The following is a 16,082-nucleotide window of genomic DNA, read 5'->3' as shown; positions in this document are numbered from 1 at the left end:
TTGAAAAATGTTATCAAACCCCCTACAATCACCTTATACTCACTCTTACAAGTTGCTATTTTAGGAGGACTAATCATGACAACTAGCAATACGTACAAATTTTATTTAAACGGAGAATGGAGAGAAAGCTCTTCAGGAGAAACAATCGAAATTCCATCTCCATACTTACACGAAGTAATTGGACAAGTACAAGCAATTACTCGCGGAGAAGTAGATGAAGCAATTGCATCTGCAAAAGAAGCTCAAAAATCATGGGCTGAAGCTTCCCTACAAGATCGCGCAAAATACTTATATAAATGGGCTGATGAGCTCGTAAATATGCAGGATGAAATTGCCGATATCATTATGAAAGAAGTCGGTAAAGGCTATAAAGATGCGAAGAAAGAAGTTGTTCGTACAGCTGACTTCATTCGTTACACGATCGAAGAAGCTTTACATATGCACGGAGAAAGCATGATGGGCGATAGCTTCCCTGGCGGAACGAAATCGAAACTTGCGATCATCCAACGCGCACCACTTGGTGTTGTATTAGCAATCGCACCATTTAACTACCCAGTAAACTTATCTGCTGCAAAACTTGCACCAGCATTAATTATGGGTAACGCTGTTATTTTCAAACCAGCAACTCAAGGTGCAATTAGTGGTATTAAAATGGTTGAAGCACTTCACAAAGCTGGCCTTCCAAAAGGTCTTGTAAACGTAGCTACAGGACGCGGTTCTGTAATTGGTGACTACTTAGTAGAACACGAAGGCATCAATATGGTATCGTTCACAGGTGGTACAAACACAGGTAAACATTTAGCGAAAAAAGCTTCAATGATTCCACTTGTATTAGAACTTGGTGGTAAAGATCCTGGTATCGTTCGTGAAGATGCTGACTTACAAGATGCTGCAAACCATATCGTAAGCGGTGCATTCTCTTACTCTGGTCAACGTTGTACAGCTATTAAACGTGTACTTGTACACGAAAACGTAGCCGACGAGCTTGTTAGCTTATTAAAAGCGCAAGTAGCTGAACTATCAGTTGGATCTCCAGAACAAGACAGCACAATCGTTCCATTAATCGACGACAAATCTGCTGACTTCGTTCAAGGCTTAGTTGACGATGCTGTTGAAAAAGGTGCTACAATCGTTATCGGTAACAAACGTGAGCGTAACTTAATTTACCCAACATTAATCGACCACGTAACAGAAGAAATGAAAGTTGCTTGGGAAGAGCCATTTGGCCCAATCCTTCCAATCATCCGTGTTTCTTCAGACGAGCAAGCAATTGAAATTGCTAACAAATCAGAGTTTGGCTTACAAGCAAGTGTCTTCACAAAAGACATTAACAAAGCATTTGCAATTGCTAACAAAATCGAAACTGGTTCTGTTCAAATTAACGGACGTACAGAGCGCGGCCCTGATCACTTCCCATTCATCGGTGTAAAAGGTTCAGGTATGGGCGCACAAGGTATTCGTAAGAGCCTTGAGTCTATGACACGTGAAAAAGTAACTGTATTAAACTTAGTTTAATCTTATAAAAAGAAGCTGATCTATTTTTAGATCAGCTTCTTTTCTATATAAATACTTCCGAAAAACGAAGTATTTCATTCTACTTCCGATTTGGTTTTCCAAATCGAACTAAAACATGCCATAATAATTTTAATTCCTGAAGCACTTCTTCATAAGTGCCACGATCACTCCAAGATAATGGATTGCGTTTCAAATCCACTACAGCAGAGCCAATTATATTTGCATCGATACAATGATTCCTTGCAATGCGTCTTGCTAAAGATGGCATTTTTGAACCTCTAAAATCCATCGGAACTTCGTCTACCATAAGTACAAAACCGATGTGCCAATACAAATCAATAGCATACTTCAGGCAAATCTCTTCTAAAACTCTTCCTACATCCGTATCCTTAAATGAAGGATCTGCAACAAGCACCTCTACGTCTTCTTTAAGAGAAATCTCTCCATGAATCTGCGCTTCAATATAATGATTAAGATTACGGGCTGGCTCTTTGCTTACTAAATCTATAAACGGCCTTTTCAGGTTAGCCAGTAAATGATTAATAAATATTGTTGGAGTCAAATTTCCTTCACCAATTGCAAAATCTCTTACGAATGTCTCTTCTAAAAGAGCAGCTAAAATCATATCAAACTCCTCATAAGTCCCCTTTTCTTTCGGATCTTGATGCGAATCTAAATATGTATATGTAGAACGCGAAGAAACTTTTGGAGATAAAAGAAAATAACATGAACCAAAACGCGGAGCGGGCCCATCTGGATGTAACATTAAATTTAGCGCTCCGTATTTGGGCCGTTGCTCATTCGTTACGCCTTCTAATTGATATGCCCCTCCAAATATTCTCTTTTCCCAAAGGTCACGTTCACCACCAGGATAAGCAGATACGCTTCCATTAGATAGTAATGTTTCAAATTGACTTTTATATACTCCTTGCTCAAACAATGCTTCAGCAACACTTTTCATACTCGAATCAAGTCTGTCTGGATGAAAGTGTAAAGCAATCCTTGCATGAGATTTTAAATTAGCGACAGCTTCTTCAAATATTTCATCTGTAATATTAGACATTTTAAGTATATGATTAATCGTTGCTTTAGCCCCACGTTTTTCGTTCTCTGCATATTTTGAAATATACTCTAAAGCAAATAATTGAGATCTTGATAATTCCATAATCAAACCTCTCCTTTAATTAAAATGACCTTAATCATTTCAATTAAAAGCTTATTCTTTCCTTCTTATGAAACGAACCTGATTTATTTAAAAAAGTAATTTACTAAATCTTAATTATGCATACACGCATTTTTCATAGGCAAATGTACACATTCTACAGAAATGTGATATCCTAGCCATCGCTCAGCAATATGTTCAAATGATAAAACAGATCCCGTTGTAAAAAAACGATGTTTCGGATTCAGATTGTCAGACAAAATTCCTTTGTGCTGTAAAATGGTGCTTAACTCTATCGCCGTTTCTTCTGCAGAACTAATAATCGTTATATCTTCTCCTAGTTCCTTTTTTATATAGGACTCTAAAAGTGGATAATGCGTACATCCAAGAATTAACGTATCTATATCTTCTTTCGTTAATGGAAGTAAAGCTTATTTCACTTGCTGCGTGACATATGCTGTATCTTCTAATTGATTTTCTACAACTGTGGCTAAAGTCGGGCAAGCATAGCTATGCACTTCCAAATATGTATCCAGCTCGTGTAATGCTTTTTCATACATATTAGATTTTATCGTACCTACAGTTCCAATTACCCCGATTTCCCCTTTCTTTGTTACTTTAATTGCCGCTCTTGCTCCTGGATGTATAACGCCAATAACTGGAATGGAAAGTGCTTCTTGCAGCTCAGTCAATGCAGCAGCTGCAGCAGTATTACATGCTACGACTAGCGCTTTTAATGGAAACTGTTTGAGGAACTCAACCATTTCAAATACGAAAGATTGCACCTCCTCTACACTTCTTGGTCCATACGGGCAACGCTTATTATCACCAATATAATAAATGCTTTCTTTAGGCAATTGTCTTATAATTTCGCTCGCAACTGTTAATCCCCCAACTCCCGAATCTAGCACACCTATTACTGAATGTTTATGACATACAGACATTTACTTCATCCCCTTTTCAATCATCTAGCGCTAATAATATGTATTATATTACGAAAATTCAAATATCACATAACAACCCCTCTTACTTTTAATCACAAACTCTTCTCTATAATCTGATTATTACTATATCCATTGACGTATAAAAATTCATTTGTTACTCTTAAAGACGTTAATTTAATATTTAAATCCTCATTCGTATCTCGGTGAGGTAGAGGTTGCAATCATTAAGAGTATCATTTCAGGAGATGTAGTGGCATTGATGAAGGAATGAGAAAGGAATGGTTGCCGAAGTAAGTCGTGTCCACCATGCACGCTTGCTGGGTCTGCATTTAATAAGTGCAGAACTGTCACAAACGTTTCGTTTGTGGAGAGCTATCGAGAGGTATGTCGTGGGTTTCTTATAAGATAGAAAGCATGTAGCGGCAAATTACATGCTTTTTTTGTTTTGTTTGGGACTTCTCTTCCTAACTCAGGAAGACATACATATCTCCTCGCTTGACTTGGTTATACTAACTTTGGAGGTATTTTCTATGCAACAAAAAAAATGGGGCTTTTGGGTACTAACAGCTTTCGTTGTCGGTAACATGGTTGGCGCTGGTATTTTCATGGTGCCAAGTACGTTGGCACAAACAGCAAGCCCACTCGGTGTCACTTTAGCTTGGTTAACTACAGGGTTTGGTGTTTTAATGCTAGCTCTTGTTTTCGGTAATTTAGCAATTCGTCGTCCTGATTTAACGACAGGGCCACAAAGTCATGCATATGCTTTATTCTCAACACCAAAAAAGAAAAAAATGGCTGGTTTCAGTATGGTATGGGGATATTGGGTTGCAAACTGGGCAAGTAACGTTGCCATCATTACATCATTTGCGGGATATTTATCACTCTTCTTCCCAATTATGAAAGATACGCGACTACTATTTTCAATCGGCTCGTTTAACGTAGAAGTCGGAAAACTAATTACATTTACGATTTGTTCCATCTTACTTTGGGGAACTCATATTATATTAACAAACGGTGTAAGCGGAGCTGGAAAACTAAACTTCTTAGCAACAACAACGAAAGTAACTGGATTCCTTTTATTCATCATCGTTACGTTATTTGCATTCGAAGCTTCTAAATTTGGACAATGGTACACACCGATGATTGATAAATCAGGTGCATCACACGGTCTTCTTTCACAAGTAAATTTAGCTGCTCTTACAACGCTTTGGGCGTTTATCGGAATTGAATCAGCCGTTCTTTTATCAAACCGTGCTGTTTCTCCAAAAACGGTAAAACGTGCAACAGTTGCGGGATTACTTATTACAGTTGCCATCTACTTAGGAATTACAATTTTAACAATGGGTGTACTTCACGTTGATAAATTACAAGCTTCTGAACGTCCATTAGCAGATGCACTAAACGCTGCAATGGGTCACGGCGGCGGGAAACTGATGGCATTACTGGCTCTTACTTCCCTGTTCGGTTCTATCTTAGGCTGGATTTTATTAAGCTCAGAAGTACCTTATCAAGCAGCAAAAGAAGGTTTCTTCCCTTCCTTCTTCACGAAAACAAATAAAAAAGGAAGTCCAATTTACTCATTACGATTAACAAACATTATGTCGCAAGTATTCCTATTCTCAACATTATCAGGAACCATTGCGGAAGCTTATACATTCGTTATTACCGTATCAACACTGGCCTACCTCATTCCATATCTCGTTTCACCAATCTTCCAGTTAAAACTAGTCGCAACTGGTGAAACATATAAAAATGAAATGCGGGCAAGAATTACAGATGGCATAGTCGCAGTTATCGCACTTTGCTACGCACTATGGGTTATTAAAACGGGCGCATCCGATATAAAAACGTTCCTTCTCGGAATTGGTTTATTCGTAATCGGATTTGCTTTCTATCCATTAATGAATCGTGATCAGAAAAAAAATAACGAAAAGAAAAACGGGCAAGTTGCATAACGCAATTTGCTCGTTTTTTCTTTTGTAAAACATATATAATAGAACAAAGAGGTGAAAAACATGTCAATCGAATCGCTATGGAGCAGTCGCTTCCAACAACATATTCAAAATATCATTACATACTTTGCACGTATGATTAACGGTTTACTATATAGCTTTATCTTTATTTCATGCGTTGGTGCATATTATTATGCTCAGTTTCTAAAAGCATCTCCTTCTAAAGGAATATCTTTAATAATTATAACGATTGTACTTACATTCATTATAACGAGATGCCCTATCCGTACATTTATTCAAAAACCTGATGCTGTCTATTTACTAGCACTAGAAGAGAAATTAACATCTTATTTTAAAAAATCTCTTCTATACAATTACATCATGCAGCTTTTCCCATTATTATTTACGTTCCTTATTCTCGTTCCACTTGCTATGCAATCATTGCAATTAACTGTACCTTTTTTATGTACAATCTTTATCGTGTTAATGATTACGAAAGCCTGGAACATGTACATACATTGGATGTGGCGTGATAGTCACGAAAAAAATATATGGCTAATCATTCGTATTACTTGTAACGCCCTAATCATTTACATGCTGTTTTATTCCGCAAATGTTCTCATATTGGGCGGACTACTCTTACTACTTGCTTTCCTACTTCTATATACGAAAAAACAGCCTACAAAACGAATACCGTGGGATTACATAATCGAGCAAGAAGAAAAAATGAACGTTCGTTTTTATCAATTTGCTAGCATTTTCACAGATGTTCCGCAACTGAATAAACAAGTAAATAAAAGAAAATGGCTTACAAATTGGATTGAACCTTTATTACATAAAAAACGAGCAACTTTCTTCTATTTACATACATTAGCATTTTTACGTGGAAATGATTATTTCGGTATATATATTCGCTTAGGATTGATCGGTGCCTTCGCCTTATATTTTATACCAAACATATACGTAAAAGGCGCTATCGCATATATCGTCCTATATATGATTTCTATGCAGCTCCGTTCCCTGTGGAAATATTTTTCGGGAAATATTATTGTAGCATTATATCCAATTGATACTGAAAAGCGAATGAATCAATTTCTTCACTTAATCTTTATATTGCTAAGTATTCAACTCATTGTATTTTCGAGTGTTATACTCATTGCTACAGGTCAATTTTTACATATCCTTATCATTATGATTGTCGGGTTACTCTGGATCAAATTTATTATTGTACCAAAAACGAAGCAAAGAATTTCCGCATTTTAACGAAAAGAATTATCTTAAAAGCCAAGGAGAAAATAAACTTTCTCCTTGGCTTTTTTATTTTTCTTCCTCAAACAAGAATCACCAGCACAACCAATGTATTATGATTTTTACATACAAAAATCATAATACATGTTTACGTCCTAATAAAAAGGGTATCTATTAAATTAACAAAGTAAAGGAGGGGCCTATATTGTGAATAAAAAAATGGAGCAATTGAAGCACCATGTTACGGATAATCAACGCAAACATGCTTTAACAACAAACCAAGGAGTAAAAATAGCCGAGGATGAATTTTCTTTAAAGATGGGCTTAAGAGGCCCAACCTTAATGGAGGATTTCCACTTTCGCGAGAAAATGACCCACTTTGATCATGAACGAATTCCTGAAAGGATTGTTCATGCACGCGGAGTTGGCGCTCATGGTTATTTTCAGCTTTATGAATCGTTAGAAGCATATACGAAAGCAGATTTTCTTACTAATCCTTCAAAGAAAACACCTGTATTTGTACGGTTCTCAACCGTTCAAGGTTCTAAAGGATCCAACGACACAGTAAGAGATGTACGCGGATTCGCCACAAAATTTTATACAGATGAAGGAAACTATGATTTAGTGGGTAATAATATGCCCGTATTCTTTATCCAAGATGCTATTAAATTTCCTGATTTTGTCCATGCAGTTAAACCAGAACCACATAATGATATTCCTCAAGGAGCTAGCGCTCATGATACCTTTTGGGACTTTGTTGCGCATAATCCTGAGTCCACTCATATGGTCATGTGGCAAATGAGCGACCGAGCTATTCCGCGTAGTTTACGAATGATGGAAGGTTTTGGAGTTCACACATTTCGACTCATTAACACAGCAGGAAAAGCCCATTTCGTAAAGTTTCACTGGAAACCTACCCTTGGGGTTCATTCATTAGTATGGGATGAAGCTCAAAGGATTGCTGGGAAAAATCCTGATTTTCATCGTCAAGATTTATACGAAGCAATTGAAAAAGGGGATTATCCTGAATGGGAGCTTGGATTACAGTTAATTCCAGAAGAAGATGAACATAAATTTGATTTTGATATTTTAGATCCAACGAAATTATGGCCAGAAGAAGAAGTTCCCGTAAAATTAGTTGGTAAAATGACATTGAACAAAAATGTTGATAACTTCTTTGCTGAAACAGAGCAGGTAGCTTTTCACCCTGGTCATGTCGTACCAGGTATTGATTTTTCAAATGACCCTCTTCTGCAAGGAAGATTATTCTCCTATACAGATACACAATTATCTCGTTTAGGGGGCCCTAATTTCCATCAAATCCCTATCAATCAACCCGTATGTCCTTTTCATAATAATCAACGTGATGGTATGCATCAAATGCAGATTCATCGCGGTCAAACAAGCTATCATCCTAACGGATTAAATAACAATCAACCTGCAACCGTCCAAGCCGAACAAGGAGGATATGAACATTATCAAGAAAAGATTGATGGGCATAAAATTAGAGGTCGTAGTAAAAGCTTTCTTAACTTTTATTCTCAGGCTAAACTTTTCTACAATAGTATGAGCCCTATTGAAAAGCAGCACATAAAAGAAGCTTTTTGCTTTGAAGTTGGGAAGTGTAAATCAGACATGGTGAAGGCAAATGTAATTGCTCTCCTAAACCACGTCGATCGTCAATTAGCACAAGAAGTCGCTAACATTGTTGGAGCTCCTTTACCTAAAGAAAATCACGAAGTAAATTCAGATGCAAAATCACCTGCACTAAGTATGTCCAATACTATTTTTAAATCTGATTCTAAAAATGTCGCAATTCTATTAAATGGTGACCCAAGCGTCTCCCTTCTGTCCGAATGGATTCAAGCTTTTGCACAGCACCGAATGAACTATAGCATCATAGATAATAAAATTTATCATTTCAATGATTCCATTAAAGTAACTGATACTTATACAACAACAGACTCTTCGCTTTTTGATGCAGTATTAGTGTTTAGTAGTGAGTCTGTCATTCACCCCCCTGTTTTAGAATTTACAGAAACTACTTTTAAACATTTTAAACCGATAGCTCATGTCCTTAGTAATCCTCATGCTTTGGACAATAGTAAAATTAAATTAGATGGAGCAGGAGTTTATAACTTAACAAACACTTCAATTGAATCATTTATAGAAGGTATTGCCCAAGGAAGATTCTGGAACCGATAATATAATATAAGGAGCGGATTAGAATGAGTAAAAAAATTGCTATTTTAATAACGGATTATTTCGAGGACACAGAATACACAGAGCCAGTAGGAGCTTTTAAACAAAAGGGATATGAATTAACAACTATTGAAATGGAAAAAGGGAAAACGGTACACGGTAAACAAGGAAAAAGTGAAGTCGTAATTGATAAAAGTATTGACGATGTTTCTCCAGAAAACTTTGATGCCCTCTTCATACCAGGCGGGTTCTCCCCAGATATACTTCGTGCAGATGAACGTTTTGTTCGCTTTAGTAAAGCATTTATGGATGCGGACAAACCCGTTTTCGCTATTTGTCACGGACCTCAGCTACTCATCACTGCACAAACACTTGAAGGACGTGATGTAACTGGATATAAATCTATTGAAGTCGATTTAAAAAATGCCGGCGGGAACTTTCATGACAAAGAGGTTGTCGTATGTCAAAATCAGCTAGTAACAAGTAGACAGCCAGAGGACATCCCAGCGTTTATTGAAGAATCGTTGCGTATATTAGGATAACTAACCTCCTTTTATTTACATGAAAATAGTTAATCAGTGAGGTTTTATTCATCCCCCACTGATTAATTAGCCCCCACCAACTGGTCGTTTACAGGCAATCCGACCACCACAAATAGCAAGATAAATAAAAAGAGGGGAATCCAAAAGTTCAGTTTTAATAATCTTTTGGATTCCCCCTTTTTCTCGCCCAAAAATTCCTTATCACTTTTCATAGGCAGTTCTCATATAGTGAAAATGACTATATAATTCCTATCCATAAGTTAAATAATGATTTCGCACATATATAAATACAAAAGATGGGAGCCTAACTATGAACAATAATCCACCTTCTCCGCCCCAAGACAACTCCGAAAACAATAGCCGTGATATTACACTGCAAACATTACGGGTCATTGGACTCATCGTTCTTATTAGTGGTTATATCCTCGTTGCTCTCTCAGAAGTAGGTGAGCTGAAAACCTTATTAACAAATCCGAATGCTAACCCTGATTTAGCTGAAGTTGATCCGTTCTAAAAATTATATAAAAAGCGAGTCCCAGTATAACTGGTTCGCTTTTATATAGTTTCATCCAATTTGAGAAACATTTCTCTCATCCTCCTCATACTTCTCTTTCCCTATCGCCTTCATAAATAATAAAATACTGCTCATACCAACGATAAAGTACAGAGCACTCATGCCCCAAGATGCAATAAATGAACCTAGCATAACATCTAATGCCCCGTTCATTTTTGCAACTTGAAAGACCATCCCGTTAATCGCCATATAAGAACCCCTTGCCTCATTGTAAATTTAATTCCATCTCATTGTTTTTTTATTATAGAAAGTTGACAACATAAATATGCAAATCATTAATGATAATAAATATACAATTAGAACAATAGACAATTGTTTTATTTCAATGCTTTCAAAATAAAGACTCATAATTGGATATGACCAAGGGAATAGTATCCAATAGTTTGTATGAGAGATAAAAAAGCTACCCAATCCGCCTATAACCCCTACTAATAATGAAAGTAACGGGATTTTATAAAATATTATATTTATTAAAAAATGTAGATTCACAATAGTTAAAGAACTAATCACCATAAAAAGTATAGAAAAAATTAATCTTTGATAAACAGTCCCAAGATTATCAACCGTTAATACTATAGGTATACTAGTTATGACTAAAGCACATATTAAATAACTAAAAGTAATTATTAAGCAAAACAAAAACTTATTACTTAATATAGTTTTTAAAGTGATTCCATGATAAATAGCAGACATATATCCTTTTCTTCTAAATTCGTTTACAAAAGAAAACGACACTAATAGACCTATCGCAATAGGTAAAAACAACCTACAAAAAAGGCTCAGAATCGCTATATGCATGACAACGCCATCTTTTAATTGAGACGCTACAGTTAGAAAAACTTGAAAACTTATTGGTATCAACAAAAATACTAGTAACAGGATATACAATCCATTATGAAGACTTTTTTTATACTCACCTAATATACCCACTTATTTCACCCTTTATTATTCATATGTATAATATTTAAAATTCACAGTTAATAACATAATTCCTAAAATATATATTAAAGAACTTGCAAGATATATTAAAATAGTTGTTTTTTTAATCATTATGTCACTTACTATATTCAATGCATAAAATATTGGAAATGTCTTTGTGAATATTGCAGGGAATAATCCATATGTTACGCTAAAGAAAATCCAAATAACTGACAAGGATGCCGCTAAGACTCCCTTTTTTATTATTAAATGTAAAAGCAATTGAGAATATGGTATTGCTAAAGATAAAACGGTACAAAGTATCAACATTTTTAAAAAATACAGTATGGATATTTCATAACCATTTATAAAAGCATAGATACCTATTACCAAAAAATTTAAAATATCAAAGATCAAATAGAACAGTATAAACAATATATTTTTAGCTATCAATAACTTAAATTTTGAAATGGGTTTTGTATAAATAATAGCCCAAGTACCATATTTATTTTCAGAAGAAATGATAAAATACCACATACAAGCAGAAAAAATGCTTAATGTTAGTGTATTAAAGTTTACTGTAATTGCTATAAGATTTGTAGATTGAAACATGTCAGGATTATTCTTGTTAAAAATAAAATAACTTATACACAAAAAGCTTGATAATAATGAAAAAAACAAAGAAAATAATAATAATTTTCTCCCACCAATTTTCCTCATCTCACTATTTACACTTTTAAAGATAAATTGCATTATTATAGTAACTCCTTTTGTTTAGTTAAAGATAAAAATACTTCCTCTAATGTTGGCTTTTTAGGACTAACTTCAAAAATATCTATATCATTTTTAATTAATATTCTTGTTAAACTAGGAACACTATCTTGATTTATTATTACTTTGAATACCCCTTCTTTTTCTATGCTATAAGGCATACCCTCTGTATTTAAAACCCTTTCTGTGGCAGCAGTATCATCAACATGAACAATATATTCTCCAGAAGTAATAATACTGTTTAACTTCCCTTCATAGAGTAAGCCACCCTTATGTAGTAATGCTATGTGATCTGCTATCATTTCAATTTCAGCTAAATTATGACTAGAAATAAATATAGTCTTCCCCTCATTTTTTACTAAATGAAGTAATAAACGTCTAATCTCGTGTACTCCCTCTGGGTCTAATCCATTTGTCGGCTCATCCAGAATTAATATTTTAGGATTATTAAGAATAGCAAAGGAAATACCTAGCCTTTGTTTCATTCCTAAAGAAAAATCTTTCACTTTTTTATCCTTTGCTTTATATATTCCTGTAGTTTTTAATACTCTATCTATTTCATCTAAAGGTTCATTAATCATTTTTTGTACATAGGCTAAATTTTCATATGCTGTTAAATTAGGATAATAGGTAGGTGAATCAATAAAACACCCCACATTTTCAAATAATTCTTCTTTCCATTCTTTGATATCTTTATCATTAAATAATATCGTTCCTTTATCTAATGGAATTAATCCTAATAACATTCGCATTGTTGTTGTTTTTCCTGCACCATTTGGTCCAATAAAAGCATATAAACTTCCTTCAGGAACAGATAAGTTTAAATCCCTTACAATGGATTGATTGTCAAAAGACTTTGTTAAATTTTTTGTTTGAATTGCTAATTTCATTTTGTTCCTCACTTTCTCATTCTTAAATAAAAGTAAGTATCTATCAAATTCTTGATCTATTAGATAGTATATTTACCCTTTACCCAATGTTTGCAATTTAGACTTAGAAAATATTCCTCTTTGTTCTAATTTTTTATCAATAAGTTCATAAACTCTATCTTCACGCTCTAAATTATTTTCGTCATAAGTGATACTAATTTTAGTGGACGGTATGACGAGCATATGTTCAATAACTTTTTTGAAAATACTGTTATATATTCATTTTTTTACCACATTATCATCTAAAAATAATATATCATTAAATAAAATTTTAAAAAAGGTGTATTTACAGAAAATACAAAAACAACAAAATCATTCGACTTTTGAAATGAAGTATTAGTTATTATTTAACTATCTAAAATTCAAGTGCTACTTTTCAAAATAATACTAAAGTTAAAATTTAATTCTCGTAAAAAAATATCCCCACACAAATGTGCAGGGATGTAAACTATTATTGAATGACTTCTTCCAAATGATTCTTCACGTCTACTAAAAACTTCTCAATATCCGGATTCTTCACCACATCATAACAAGCAAAACTCTTTAACGGACTCATACCGAGAAACTTTTGTACGCGGTGTAAATGACTAAGCGCTGATTCTAAACTTTCTCCTTCAAAGAACTTCGTCTTATCTCCAAATGCTTTTTCAGGTGCATTCCAAGTTGTAGAGAACATATACTCTTTCTCTTTTAATAAACCACCTGTTCCATATTCATCTGCACCTTTAAAGAACAAACCATATTCATATACTTCATCCATATACGTTTTAAATAAGCCTGGAACACTAAACCAATAAATCGGTGTTTGATAAATAACAACATCGGCCCATAAAAATTTATCCTGTTCTTCTTTAATATTGTAACCATCTTGAATCGTTGTTGTTTTCACATAATGATTCTCGCCTAATAGAGTAACCATATAATCTACTAACGTTTTATTTAATCGTCCTTCCTTTGTACCGTATTTTTCATGACCATTTATAATAAATATATTTTTCATCGCTTTCCTCTCCCTTATATGATCTACTCTTCAGCTATTAAGCCGAGTTGCTGCTGTAGTGTAAGATTATCTTCTAAATGCCAATCCTCCGTTATCTTTCTGTCTTTCACATGTAAAATATCAATTGCAAAAAAATTAATTTTCTTACCATTATGCGTTCCTGTAAAAGAAAGACGGGCTGTTACTTTATCACCAACAACCAATAAGTCTTCAATCTCGCAATGTATATCAGGCACAACTTTACGAAAATTTTGCGCTGCAAACTTTAATCCTTCAATGCCTTGTGGTCGCCCTTTCGGCAATGTATTATCGAAGAAATCTTTAGTAACAGTCTGCGGAATAAGTTCCTCCTTACCTGTATCCCAAAATGCATAAAAACGCTGCGCCGCATGAACCATTTCTGTCGCTTCTTTTTTACTTAGTGAGGGATCAATTGTCATTGCTTTTGGCCTTGGCATTTCTTTTAATAACTGAACTTCACCTTTTTGTTCCGCGCCGCATGCTACAAGCACAATACAAATAACAAACAAACTAAGGAATCCAAATAACTTTTTTATCCCCATGGAAATCACCACCTCCTCATATAAATCCTTTATGTTTCGTATTACTATTGTATATGCACTAACTTCCCTTATGGAAGTAGTGATATTTTTTTCATATAGTTACCAAAAGTATAGTTTTGTGATACTATAAAGCAAATTCATCCAAAAAAATTTTATGGAGGCTTGTTCCATGAACAATATAGATCCAGTTGAATTAACGAAAGGTTTACCTGGCATACCTTGTCCTATCGCTAAAACGCTTGATGTAATTAGTACAAAATGGACATTTTTAATCATTCGTGATCTTCTTATCGAAGGAACATTACGCTTTAGTGATTTACAAAAATCAATGGATGGGATTAGTCCAAAAACATTATCGCTTCGACTAAAGGAATTAGAATCTCAAGGCATTATAACGAGAAAAGTATATCCAGAAGTTCCGCCTCGTGTAGAGTACACATTAACGGATAAAGGAAAGCAATTAGAGGGGATTTTTATTGAATTAAAACGGTTTGGATTAAGTTTATAAAACAAAAACCCCTTACCGTCGTAAGGGGTTTTATTACTTCGCAAAACTCTCAGCCAACTGTTTCTCTCTCCACATAAATGTAATGCCGAGACCAACTATTAAAACAACTCCTGAAAATGCATATGGATAATGAATATTCATATCAAATAATATTCCGCCCATCGCTGGTCCTGCGATATTTCCTAAACTCGTATAAGTCGAGTTCATTCCAGCAACGAATCCTTGCTCTTTTCCAGCTGCTTTTGATAAAAACGTCGTTAAAGCTGGACGAAGTAAATCAAATGCTAAGAAAATGAAGCAAGTAACGAGAAGTACAATCCAATAATTAAAGACTACAGTTGAGACGAATGCTAATACTGCACCTACAATTAAACATATTTGAATTAATACTTTCTCACCGAACATGTCTACCAATTTGCCAAACATAAATACTTGCACAACTACCCCAAAGATTGAACTGATTGTAATAATTGCTGCAATATCTTTCGGCGAGAAACCAAATTTATGATCTGAGAATAAGCTAAACACAGTTTCATACGCCGATAATCCGAATGCGAGTACAAATACGATAATAAATGCAATTGCATACATTGGATGTAATGATTTCTTTAAATCACCAATAAAACTTGATTCTTTCGTATTAGAAGAAATCTCTGCAAGTTCTTCTTTCGTTAACGGTTCTTTTAAAATAAAGATTGAAATCACACATGCTATAAAAGCAATTGCTGCTGCAACGAAAAACGGCACACGTATACCGTATTCTGCAATAAATCCGCCGATTCCAGGCCCTATAATGAATCCAGTACTAATAGCCGCAGATAAGTATCCCATCGCCTTTGGACGTTCCTGAATAGATGTAATATCCGCAACATATGCCGTAACACCAGGCATAATAAAAGCAGCACTAATTCCGCCTAATACCCTTGCCACATAAAGCATCCACACATCTTTTCCTAATCCAAAAAGAAGCTCTGAAACACCAAAAATAAATAATCCAATGATTATCATTTTCTTCCTACCGTAAAGATCAACCCATCGGCCTGTAATAGGTGAAGTAATGAGCTGTGCCATTGCAAACACTGCAACGAGATATCCCATCGTCTTCCCTGTTAAATGCATATCATTCATAAAGGACGGCATAACCGGAATGATTAATCCAATCCCTAAAAAAGCGATAAATATATTACTCAAAAGAATAACCAATACCATCTTTTGTTCTTTTATCGGTTTCTTCACTTTTTAACACCTCTTCCC

At 34.7% G+C, this 16,082-nt stretch carries 15 protein-coding genes, 2 pseudogenes and 1 riboswitch; of the genes and pseudogenes, 7 read left to right on the top strand and 10 right to left on the bottom strand.

Annotated elements, in window-relative coordinates:
* Positions 1-75: 75 nt before the first annotated feature.
* Positions 76-1,515 carry an NADP-dependent glyceraldehyde-3-phosphate dehydrogenase gene (gapN, locus tag MR112_RS20260; protein ID WP_000213634.1) on the top strand — a complete coding sequence of 480 codons (1,440 nt, stop codon included), beginning with the start codon at positions 76-78 and terminating at the stop codon, positions 1,513-1,515.
* A gap of 79 nt (positions 1,516-1,594) precedes the next feature.
* Here the strand turns inward: gapN and MR112_RS20255 are convergent, their stop codons facing one another.
* The gene (locus MR112_RS20255) at positions 1,595-2,680 is read right to left on the bottom strand and encodes a DUF3626 domain-containing protein (RefSeq protein ID WP_074554202.1); all 1,086 of its coding nucleotides are present in this window, start codon (positions 2,678-2,680) and stop codon (positions 1,595-1,597) included.
* A gap of 110 nt (positions 2,681-2,790) precedes the next feature.
* Positions 2,791-3,621, bottom strand: a pseudogene (racE, locus tag MR112_RS20250) (glutamate racemase).
* A gap of 201 nt (positions 3,622-3,822) precedes the next feature.
* Positions 3,823-4,004, top strand: a riboswitch (Lysine riboswitch).
* Positions 4,005-4,151: 147 nt separating this feature from the next.
* Here racE and MR112_RS20245 point away from each other — a divergent pair.
* From MR112_RS20245 to MR112_RS20230, 4 genes are all read left to right on the top strand, one after another.
* On the top strand, positions 4,152-5,576 hold the full coding sequence (locus tag MR112_RS20245) for an amino acid permease (RefSeq protein ID WP_001186299.1): 1,425 nt from the start codon (positions 4,152-4,154) through the stop codon (positions 5,574-5,576).
* 60 nt (positions 5,577-5,636) lie between these two features.
* On the top strand, positions 5,637-6,836 hold the full coding sequence (locus MR112_RS20240) for an ABC transporter permease (protein ID WP_078187046.1): 1,200 nt from the start codon (positions 5,637-5,639) through the stop codon (positions 6,834-6,836).
* Positions 6,837-7,028: 192 nt separating this feature from the next.
* The gene (locus tag MR112_RS20235; protein WP_001035774.1) at positions 7,029-9,026 is read left to right on the top strand and encodes a catalase; all 1,998 of its coding nucleotides are present in this window, start codon (positions 7,029-7,031) and stop codon (positions 9,024-9,026) included.
* Positions 9,027-9,049: 23 nt separating this feature from the next.
* Entirely contained in the window at positions 9,050-9,565 is a 516-nt protein-coding gene (locus MR112_RS20230) for a type 1 glutamine amidotransferase domain-containing protein (RefSeq protein ID WP_000037548.1), read from the top strand.
* Between the two features lie 62 nt (positions 9,566-9,627).
* Here the strand turns inward: MR112_RS20230 and MR112_RS20225 are convergent, their stop codons facing one another.
* Positions 9,628-9,777, bottom strand: a complete 150-nt coding sequence (locus MR112_RS20225; RefSeq protein WP_162900581.1) for a hypothetical protein — start codon at positions 9,775-9,777, stop codon at positions 9,628-9,630.
* Between the two features lie 98 nt (positions 9,778-9,875).
* On the opposite strand from MR112_RS20225, the gene MR112_RS20220 reads away from it, so the two are divergent.
* A complete protein-coding gene (locus MR112_RS20220; RefSeq protein ID WP_001063856.1) occupies positions 9,876-10,079 on the top strand; it encodes a hypothetical protein in 204 nt (67 codons plus the stop codon).
* 51 nt (positions 10,080-10,130) lie between these two features.
* Here MR112_RS20220 and MR112_RS20215 read toward each other — a convergent pair.
* The 6 genes and pseudogenes from MR112_RS20215 to MR112_RS20190 form a co-directional block, all read right to left on the bottom strand.
* Positions 10,131-10,349: pseudogene (locus MR112_RS20215) on the bottom strand (MDR family MFS transporter); the annotation flags it as partial.
* A gap of 6 nt (positions 10,350-10,355) precedes the next feature.
* On the bottom strand, positions 10,356-11,069 hold the full coding sequence (locus MR112_RS20210; RefSeq protein WP_078187047.1) for an ABC-2 family transporter permease: 714 nt from the start codon (positions 11,067-11,069) through the stop codon (positions 10,356-10,358).
* A 15-nt stretch (positions 11,070-11,084) separates the two neighbouring features.
* Positions 11,085-11,810, bottom strand: a complete 726-nt coding sequence (locus MR112_RS20205) for an ABC transporter permease (protein ID WP_001159640.1) — start codon at positions 11,808-11,810, stop codon at positions 11,085-11,087.
* Between the two features lie 2 nt (positions 11,811-11,812).
* Entirely contained in the window at positions 11,813-12,718 is a 906-nt protein-coding gene (locus tag MR112_RS20200) for an ABC transporter ATP-binding protein (protein ID WP_000761417.1), read from the bottom strand.
* A gap of 490 nt (positions 12,719-13,208) precedes the next feature.
* Positions 13,209-13,757, bottom strand: coding sequence for an NAD(P)H-dependent oxidoreductase (locus tag MR112_RS20195; protein WP_059304112.1), 549 nt, complete (start codon positions 13,755-13,757; stop codon positions 13,209-13,211).
* Between the two features lie 23 nt (positions 13,758-13,780).
* Complete coding sequence (locus MR112_RS20190; RefSeq protein ID WP_000511552.1) at positions 13,781-14,320, bottom strand: ester cyclase; 540 nt, start codon at positions 14,318-14,320, stop codon at positions 13,781-13,783.
* A gap of 169 nt (positions 14,321-14,489) precedes the next feature.
* On the opposite strand from MR112_RS20190, the gene MR112_RS20185 reads away from it, so the two are divergent.
* Positions 14,490-14,828 (top strand): winged helix-turn-helix transcriptional regulator, encoded by a 339-nt coding sequence (locus MR112_RS20185; protein WP_001059470.1) that lies wholly within the window; start codon positions 14,490-14,492, stop codon positions 14,826-14,828.
* A 33-nt stretch (positions 14,829-14,861) separates the two neighbouring features.
* On the opposite strand, the gene MR112_RS20180 is transcribed toward MR112_RS20185, so the two are convergent.
* Positions 14,862-16,064, bottom strand: coding sequence for an MFS transporter (locus tag MR112_RS20180; RefSeq protein WP_000742953.1), 1,203 nt, complete (start codon positions 16,062-16,064; stop codon positions 14,862-14,864).
* Positions 16,065-16,082: the final 18 nt, after the last annotated feature.

The organism is Bacillus cereus group sp. BfR-BA-01330, assembly GCF_022663885.1.
In the GTDB taxonomy this organism is placed as follows: Bacteria; Bacillota; Bacilli; order Bacillales; family Bacillaceae_G; genus Bacillus_A; species Bacillus_A cereus.
The sequence above is the reverse complement of the archived record's forward strand: the minus strand, read 5'-3'. Positions and strand labels throughout refer to the sequence as shown.

Bases quoted from the DNA above. Each gene is read 5' to 3' on its own strand.
- MR112_RS20230 (WP_000037548.1), top strand. From the start codon at position 9,050: ATGAGTAAAAAAATTGCTATTTTAATAACGGATTATTTCGAGGACACA.
- gapN (WP_000213634.1), top strand. From the start codon at position 76: ATGACAACTAGCAATACGTACAAATTTTATTTAAACGGAGAATGGAGA.
- MR112_RS20255 (WP_074554202.1), bottom strand. From the start codon at position 2,680: ATGGAATTATCAAGATCTCAATTATTTGCTTTAGAGTATATTTCAAAA.
- MR112_RS20195 (WP_059304112.1), bottom strand. From the start codon at position 13,757: ATGAAAAATATATTTATTATAAATGGTCATGAAAAATACGGTACAAAG.
- MR112_RS20200 (WP_000761417.1), bottom strand. From the start codon at position 12,718: ATGAAATTAGCAATTCAAACAAAAAATTTAACAAAGTCTTTTGACAAT.
- MR112_RS20245 (WP_001186299.1), top strand. From the start codon at position 4,152: ATGCAACAAAAAAAATGGGGCTTTTGGGTACTAACAGCTTTCGTTGTC.
- MR112_RS20225 (WP_162900581.1), bottom strand. From the start codon at position 9,777: ATGAAAAGTGATAAGGAATTTTTGGGCGAGAAAAAGGGGGAATCCAAA.
- MR112_RS20240 (WP_078187046.1), top strand. From the start codon at position 5,637: ATGTCAATCGAATCGCTATGGAGCAGTCGCTTCCAACAACATATTCAA.
- MR112_RS20205 (WP_001159640.1), bottom strand. From the start codon at position 11,810: ATGCAATTTATCTTTAAAAGTGTAAATAGTGAGATGAGGAAAATTGGT.
- MR112_RS20185 (WP_001059470.1), top strand. From the start codon at position 14,490: ATGAACAATATAGATCCAGTTGAATTAACGAAAGGTTTACCTGGCATA.
- MR112_RS20220 (WP_001063856.1), top strand. From the start codon at position 9,876: ATGAACAATAATCCACCTTCTCCGCCCCAAGACAACTCCGAAAACAAT.
- MR112_RS20190 (WP_000511552.1), bottom strand. From the start codon at position 14,320: ATGGGGATAAAAAAGTTATTTGGATTCCTTAGTTTGTTTGTTATTTGT.